The following is a 6,870-nucleotide window of genomic DNA, read 5'->3' as shown; positions in this document are numbered from 1 at the left end:
GGGGCAGGGGGGTGGGGCTGGGAGTATTGGCACATGACGCGCGCATCCCTGGACAAGCAGCCCAACGAAGTCGCCGCGATGTTCGACAAGGTGGCGGCCCGGTACGACATCACCAACGACGTGCTGTCCCTCGGGCAGGCCCGGCTGTGGCGGCGCGAGGTCGCCCGTGCCGTGGACGCGCGGCCGGGGGAGCGGGTGCTGGACCTGGCGGCCGGTACGGGTACGTCGTCGGTGCCGTTCGCGACCGCCGGGGCGTACACCGTGCCGTGCGACTTCTCCCTCGGAATGCTGCGGGAGGGCAAGAAGCGCGAGCCGTGGATGCCGTTCACGGCCGGGGACGCGACCCGACTGCCGTTCGCCGACGACGCGTTCGACGCCGTCACCATCTCCTTCGGGCTGCGCAACGTCCACGACACCGACGCCGCGCTGCGCGAGATGCTGCGGGTGACCAAGTCCGGTGGCCGGGTCGTCATCTGCGAGTTCAGCCACCCCACCTGGGAGCCCTTCCGCAAGGTCTACACCGAGTACCTGATGCGGGCCCTGCCGCCCGTGGCGGAGGCCGTGTCCAGCAACCCGGACGCCTACGTCTACCTCGCCGAGTCGATCCGCGCCTGGCCCGACCAGCCCGGCCTGGCCCGCAGGCTCCAGGACGCGGGGTGGGAGAAGGTCGCCTGGCGCGATCTGACGGGCGGGATCGTCGCCCTGCACCGGGGGTTCGCGCCGTAGGACCGGGAGCGGTCGGGGGCGGGCGGACAGGGCGATCGGTGGCGGGGAGCGGGAGTTCGCCCGCGCATCCCTTCTCCGGCGGGCCCGAGGCCCCTGCATAGACTGCATCCGTCCAGTGCCCGGCGCGACCGGCACGTTGAATACCGAGTCTTGCGGGAGTCCGTCGTGACCGAGTCCCCCTCGAAGGCAGCCTCCGAGCACAGCGCCGATGTGATCGTGGTCGGGGCCGGCCCCGCCGGGTCCACCACCGCCTACCACCTGGCCCGCTCCGGGCTCGACGTCCTGCTGCTGGAGAAGACGGCCTTCCCCCGGGAGAAGGTCTGCGGCGACGGGCTGACCCCGCGTGCGGTCAAGCAGCTCGTGGCGATGGGCATCGACGTCTCCGAGGAGGCGGGCTGGCTGCGCAACAAGGGCCTGCGGATCATCGCCGGCGGTACCCGGCTCCAGCTCGACTGGCCGGAGCTGGCGAGCTACCCGGACTACGGACTGGTCCGCAGGCGCGACGACTTCGACGAGCAGCTCGCCCGGCAGGCCGAGAAGGCCGGGGCGCGGCTGTACGAGCGTTGCAACGTCGGTGCGCCGATCACCGACGGGCGCACCGGCCGGATCACCGGTGTGGAGGCGAAGCTGGGCGAGGAGAAGACGCCGGTCTCCTTCCGCGCCCCGCTGGTGGTCGCCGCGGACGGCAACTCCACGCGGCTGTCGCTGGCGATGGGCCTGCACCGGCGCGAGGACCGTCCGATGGGCGTGGCCGTGCGCACGTACTTCACCTCGCCGCGCCACGACGACGACTACCTGGAGTCCTGGCTGGAGCTGTGGGACCGGCGGGGGGCGCAGGACCGGCTGCTGCCCGGCTACGGCTGGGTCTTCGGGATGGGCGACGGCACCTCCAACGTCGGTCTGGGCGTGCTCAACACCTCCTCGTCCTTCAAGGAGCTGGACTGGCGCGAGGTCCTCAAGGCGTGGTGCGCCTCGATGCCCGAGGAGTGGGGGTACACGCCCGAGAACATGACCGGCCCGATCCGCGGCGCGGCCCTGCCGATGGCCTTCAACCGGCAGCCGCACTACACGCGGGGGCTGCTGCTGGTCGGTGACGCGGGCGGCATGGTCAACCCGTTCAACGGAGAGGGCATCGCGTACGCCATGGAGTCCGGGCAGATCGCGGCCGACGTGATCGTCCAGGCCCACGCCCGGCAGAGCCCGGCCCAGCGGGAGCTGGTGCTGCGGCGCTACCCGAGGGTCCTCAAGGACACCTACGGCGGTTACTACACGCTGGGCCGCGCCTTCGTGAAGCTGATCGGCAACCCCAAGGTCATGAAGCTGGCGGCCGAGCGCGGTCTGACCCACCCGATGCTGATGCGCTTCACGCTGAAGCTGCTGGCGAACCTGACGGACCCGACGGGCGGCGACGCGATGGACCGGATCATCAACGGGCTGACGAAGGTCGCCCCGCGCGCGTAGCGGGCCGCCCGCGCGCAGGGCGTGGGGACGGGCCAGGAGTCGGCGAGGGGCCGTCCGGAGAACCGGACGGCCCCTCGCCGTGTACGCGTAGGCGCCGTACGTGCGCCGCGCGGCGTCAGAGCACGCGCACCGCGCCCGTCGGCATGTCGTAGCTCATGTCGCGCTCGACGACGCCGGTGGAGGGGTTCTGGGCGCCGATGAAGCGGCCGTTGCCGATGTAGACGGCGACGTGGTACGCGCTGCCGGCGCTGCCCCAGTAGAGGATGTCGCCCGGCCGCACACTGCTCAGGGAGACCTGGGTGCCCGCGGTGGACTGCGGCTGCGAGGTCCTCGGCAGGCTGATCCCGATCTGGCGGAAGGCGGCCTGGGTGAGGCTGGAGCAGTCGTAGGCGCTCGGGCCGGTGGCGCCCATGACGTAGGCCTTGCCGACCTGCGCGCGCAGGAAGCTCACCACGGCCGCCGCGTTGCCGCCGCCGGTCGGCGCGGAGGCGGCGGGCGCGGCGGAGGTCGCGGTCTCGGCGGGGGCGGCGGCGAGGGTGGTGCGCTGGGAATCGCGCGCCGCGCGCTCCCGGGCGGCGCGCTCGCGCTCGGCCTCGGCGGCCTCCGCCGCCCTGCGCTCGGCCTCGGCCTTCTTCTTCTCGGCCAGTTCTCCGGCCCGCTCCATGGCCTGCTCGGCGGCCAGGGTTCGCGCGGCCTCGGTCTCGTACCGGGTCGCGACCGTCCGGTTGGCGTCGGCGGCCCGCAGGGCGCCGGTGGCCGCGTCGGGGACGATCACGGGCATCTCGGCGGTGTCGGCGACCGTCTTCCGCTCCTCGGCGGAGGAGGGGGCGGCCGCGGCGGTCACCGCGAGAGTGCTGAGGACGCCACCGGCAACGCCCGTGCGCAGCAGGGGGTTCCTGCCGGCTCGACGGGGTTTCCGGTGGCTGGGTATGTGGGCGGTCTGGGACATGTCACCACGGCTATCAGCCGTGGGAGGTTCCGTTCAACAAAGGTGTGTTACGCCACACTCGGCGTGTACGCGCCCACTTTGAGCGGAGCGGGGCACTCCGGAGGGCTCTCCCGGAAGTCGATCATTGCCCCGTTAAGAGGCCGTGACCATGACATTGTCCGATTGATCCACTTCGCTCCGCGCGCCTAGCACGGGCGGCCCTCCGTGCGCAAAGACGGACCCGTGCCGGGGAGGGCGGGCGTGGCGGAGGTCACAGATTGAGCACGGATTCACGATCTTGTCGCGATGGCGGTCCGGGGAGATCGCGAAGGCGGGTCCGGAGGTCGCCCCCGACTCCCGCCGGGGTTCCGCCGAGATCCCGGTCCGCGCCGTCTAGCGAGTTCGGATGTCCAGGGCAAATTTGCTTGTAGCGGGCATCGTTTGATAGGGCGCACCCCCTCCGACCAGCGAATACGCATCGGATTGTCACGTGTGGTGATCAGTCGGCCGCTTCACGTGTGAAGATCGCCGTCCATCCGGCTTCATGATCATTCGTCAGGTGGTGGAGATCACAAACTTGTTGCCGCACCCCGTGTCGCAGATCACAGAAGGACGGGCATAGGATGCAGTCGAATCGGGCTTGTGAACTGCCTCACATACACACGATCTTCGTGAACGGAACACCGGTCCGAAAACGGCCCGCAACGGCCCGCCGGCAGCGTCGTCGACTGGAAGGAGCGAGGAGCGGTGAACGTCTACGCGCCCATCCTCGTACTGGGAGCGCTCGGGGCAGCCTTCGCTGTCTTCTCCGTGGTCATGGCCTCGATCGTCGGCCCCAAGCGCTACAACAGGGCCAAGCTCGAGGCATACGAGTGCGGCATCGAGCCCACCCCGCAGGCAGCGGGGGGCGGGCGCTTCCCGATCAAGTACTACCTGACGGCGATGCTCTTCATCGTCTTCGACATCGAGATCGTCTTCCTCTACCCCTGGGCCGTCACCTTCGACGTCCTGGGGCTGTTCGGGCTCGTGGAGATGCTGCTCTTCGTGCTCACCGTCTTCGTCGCCTACGCCTACGTCTGGCGGCGCGGCGGCCTGGAATGGGACTAGGGGCGTACACATGGGTATCGAAGAGAAACTGCCGAGCGGCTTCCTGCTGACCACCGTCGAGCAGGCCGCGGGCTGGGTGCGCAAGTCGTCGGTCTTCCCGGCGACCTTCGGACTGGCCTGCTGCGCCATCGAGATGATGACCACCGGCGCCGGCCGCTACGACCTCGCCCGCTTCGGGATGGAGGTCTTCCGCGGCTCGCCGAGGCAGGCGGACCTGATGATCGTGGCCGGCCGGGTCAGCCAGAAGATGGCGCCGGTCCTGCGGCAGGTCTACGACCAGATGCCGAACCCCAAGTGGGTCATCTCCATGGGCGTGTGCGCCTCCTCGGGCGGCATGTTCAACAACTACGCGATCGTGCAGGGCGTCGACCACATCGTGCCGGTCGACATCTACCTGCCCGGCTGCCCGCCGCGCCCCGAGATGCTCCTGGACGCGATCCTCAAGCTCCACCAGAAGATCCAGGGCGAGAAGCTCGGGGTCAACCGGGAGCAGGCCGCCCGCGAGGCGGAGGAGGCGGCGCTCAAAGCGCTTCCGACGATCGAGATGAAGGGGCTGCTCCGATGAGCGAGGCAGAGGCGAACGGCAACGGCGCCGTCCCGTCGCCGCGCGGCGAGACGGGCGAGGTGATCGACGTCCGCCGGGGCATGTTCGGCGCCAAGGAGGGCGGCGACACCTCCGGCTACGGCGGACTGGTGCGCACCGTCCGGCTGCCCGGTGCCTCGGGCCGGCCGTACGGCGGCTGGTTCGACGAGGTGGCCGACGAACTGGAGGGCGCGCTCGAGGAGCAGGGCCTGGTGCCGGAGGAGGTGATCGAGAAGACGGTCGTGGACCGCGGCGAGATCACCTTCCACATCGCCCGCGACCACCTGCCGGTGGTGGCCCGCGTCCTGCGCGACGACCCCGCGCTCCGCTTCGAGATGTGCACAGGCGTCAGCGGCGTCCACTTCCCCGGCGACTCCGGGCGCGAACTGCACGCCGTCTACCACCTGCGCTCGATCACCCACAACCGGTTGATCCGGCTGGAGGTGAGCGTGCCCGACGGCGATCCGCACATCCCGTCGATCGTCTCGGTCTACCCGGCCAACGACTGGCACGAGCGCGAGGCGTACGACTTCTTCGGCATCGTCTTCGACGGCCATCCCGCGCTCACGCGGATCATGATGCCCGACGACTGGCAGGGCTTCCCGCAGCGCAAGGACTACCCCCTCGGCGGCATCCCCGTCGAGTACAAGGGCGCCCAGATCCCGGCTCCCGACCAGCGGAGGTCGTACAGCTGATGAGCACCTCGCACGCAACCCCGCACGCGACGGACCCCACCGCCTCGCAGGCCAGCGCCCGCGAGACCACCGAGGGCACCGTCTACACCGTCACCGGCGGCGACTGGGACGAGATCGCCACCGCCGCGGCCAGGGGCGACGACGAGAAGATCATCGTCAACATGGGCCCGCAGCACCCGTCCACGCACGGCGTGCTCCGGCTCATCCTGGAGATCGACGGCGAGACGGTCACCGAGGCCCGCTGCGGCATCGGCTACCTGCACACCGGGATCGAGAAGAACCTCGAGTACCGCACCTGGACGCAGGGCACGACCTTCGTGACGCGCATGGACTACCTCACGCCGTTCTTCAACGAGACGGCGTACTGCCTGGCGGTGGAGAGGCTGCTGGGCATCGAGGACCAGGTGCCCGACCGCGCCAGCGTCATCCGCGTGATGATGATGGAGCTCAACCGGATCTCCTCCCACCTGGTGGCCATCGCCACCGGCGGCATGGAGCTGGGCGCCACCACGGTGATGATCTACGGCTTCCGGGACCGCGAACTGGTCCTGGACCTCTTCGAACTCATCACCGGCCTGCGGATGAACCACGCCTACATCCGGCCCGGCGGCCTCGCCCAGGACCTGCCGGCCGGCGCGGTCGACCAGGTCCGCGAGTTCGTCAAGAAGATGCGGAAGAACCTGCCGGAGTACGACAAGCTCTGCACCGGCAACCCCGTCTTCAAAGCGCGCCTGAAGGACGTCGGCTACCTGGACCTGGCCGGCTGCATGGCGCTCGGTGCCACCGGCCCCATCCTGCGCTCCACCGGACTCCCGCACGACCTGCGCAAGGCCCAGCCGTACTGCGGTTACGAGACCTACGACTTCGACGTCCCCACCGACACCACCTGCGACTCCTACGGCCGCTTCCTGATCCGGCTGGAGGAGATGCGCCAGTCGCTGCGGATCGTCGAGCAGTGCCTGGACCGGCTGGAGCCCGGCCCGGTGATGGTCGGCGACAAGAAGATCGCCTGGCCCGCGCAGCTCGCGCTCGGCCCGGACGGGCTCGGCAACTCGCTGGACCACATCAGGAACATCATGGGCACCTCGATGGAGGCCCTCATCCACCACTTCAAGCTGGTGACCGAGGGCTTCAGGGTGCCGCCGGGCCAGGTGTACGCCGCGGTGGAGTCCGCCAAGGGCGAGCTGGGCGTGCACGCGGTCAGCGACGGCGGCACACGCCCGTTCCGGGTCCACTTCCGGGACCCGTCCTTCACCAACCTGCAGACCATGGCGGCGATGTGCGAGGGCGGCCAGGTCGCCGACGTCATCGTCGCCGTCGCGTCCATCGACCCCGTGATGGGAGGCGTCGACCGGTGACAGACGTATCGC

The 6,870-nt window shown here is 70.1% G+C and carries 7 protein-coding genes; 6 read left to right on the top strand and 1 reads right to left on the bottom strand.

The window, feature by feature from the left end; translation table 11 throughout:
- Window positions 1–33 precede the first annotated feature (33 nt).
- Both L7D48_RS05320 and L7D48_RS05315 read left to right on the top strand, forming a co-directional pair.
- Window positions 34–726, top strand: a complete 693-nt coding sequence (locus L7D48_RS05320) for a demethylmenaquinone methyltransferase (RefSeq protein WP_237877711.1) — start codon at window positions 34–36, stop codon at window positions 724–726.
- 165 nt (window positions 727–891) lie between these two features.
- Window positions 892–2,187: a geranylgeranyl reductase family protein gene (locus L7D48_RS05315; RefSeq protein WP_237877710.1), complete on the top strand. Its 1,296-nt coding sequence runs from the start codon at window positions 892–894 to the stop codon at window positions 2,185–2,187.
- A 115-nt stretch (window positions 2,188–2,302) separates the two neighbouring features.
- On the opposite strand, the gene L7D48_RS05310 is transcribed toward L7D48_RS05315, so the two are convergent.
- Complete coding sequence (locus L7D48_RS05310; RefSeq protein ID WP_237877709.1) at window positions 2,303–3,136, bottom strand: C40 family peptidase; 834 nt, start codon at window positions 3,134–3,136, stop codon at window positions 2,303–2,305.
- A 726-nt stretch (window positions 3,137–3,862) separates the two neighbouring features.
- Between L7D48_RS05310 and L7D48_RS05305 the strand changes: the two genes are divergently transcribed.
- Genes L7D48_RS05305 through L7D48_RS05290 form a run of 4 tightly spaced genes read left to right on the top strand, consistent with a single transcriptional unit; the run spans window position 3,863 to window position 6,858 of the window.
- Window positions 3,863–4,222, top strand: a complete 360-nt coding sequence (locus L7D48_RS05305; protein WP_206348966.1) for an NADH-quinone oxidoreductase subunit A — start codon at window positions 3,863–3,865, stop codon at window positions 4,220–4,222.
- A 10-nt stretch (window positions 4,223–4,232) separates the two neighbouring features.
- A complete protein-coding gene (locus L7D48_RS05300) occupies window positions 4,233–4,787 on the top strand; it encodes an NADH-quinone oxidoreductase subunit B family protein (RefSeq protein WP_093660456.1) in 555 nt (184 codons plus the stop codon).
- Window positions 4,784–5,500 carry an NADH-quinone oxidoreductase subunit C gene (locus tag L7D48_RS05295; protein ID WP_237877708.1) on the top strand — a complete coding sequence of 239 codons (717 nt, stop codon included), beginning with the start codon at window positions 4,784–4,786 and terminating at the stop codon, window positions 5,498–5,500. The genes L7D48_RS05300 and L7D48_RS05295 overlap by 4 nt, the downstream gene beginning before the upstream one ends.
- The gene (locus tag L7D48_RS05290; protein WP_237877707.1) at window positions 5,500–6,858 is read left to right on the top strand and encodes an NADH-quinone oxidoreductase subunit D; all 1,359 of its coding nucleotides are present in this window, start codon (window positions 5,500–5,502) and stop codon (window positions 6,856–6,858) included. The genes L7D48_RS05295 and L7D48_RS05290 overlap by 1 nt, the downstream gene beginning before the upstream one ends.
- The last annotated feature ends 12 nt before the right edge of the window (window positions 6,859–6,870 follow it).

This window comes from Streptomyces sp. ICN903, from assembly GCF_022015835.1.
Lineage (GTDB): Bacteria > Actinomycetota > Actinomycetes > Streptomycetales > Streptomycetaceae > Streptomyces > Streptomyces fenghuangensis.
Note: the sequence above shows the minus strand (reverse complement) of the source record. Positions and strands in the feature narration are given on the sequence as shown.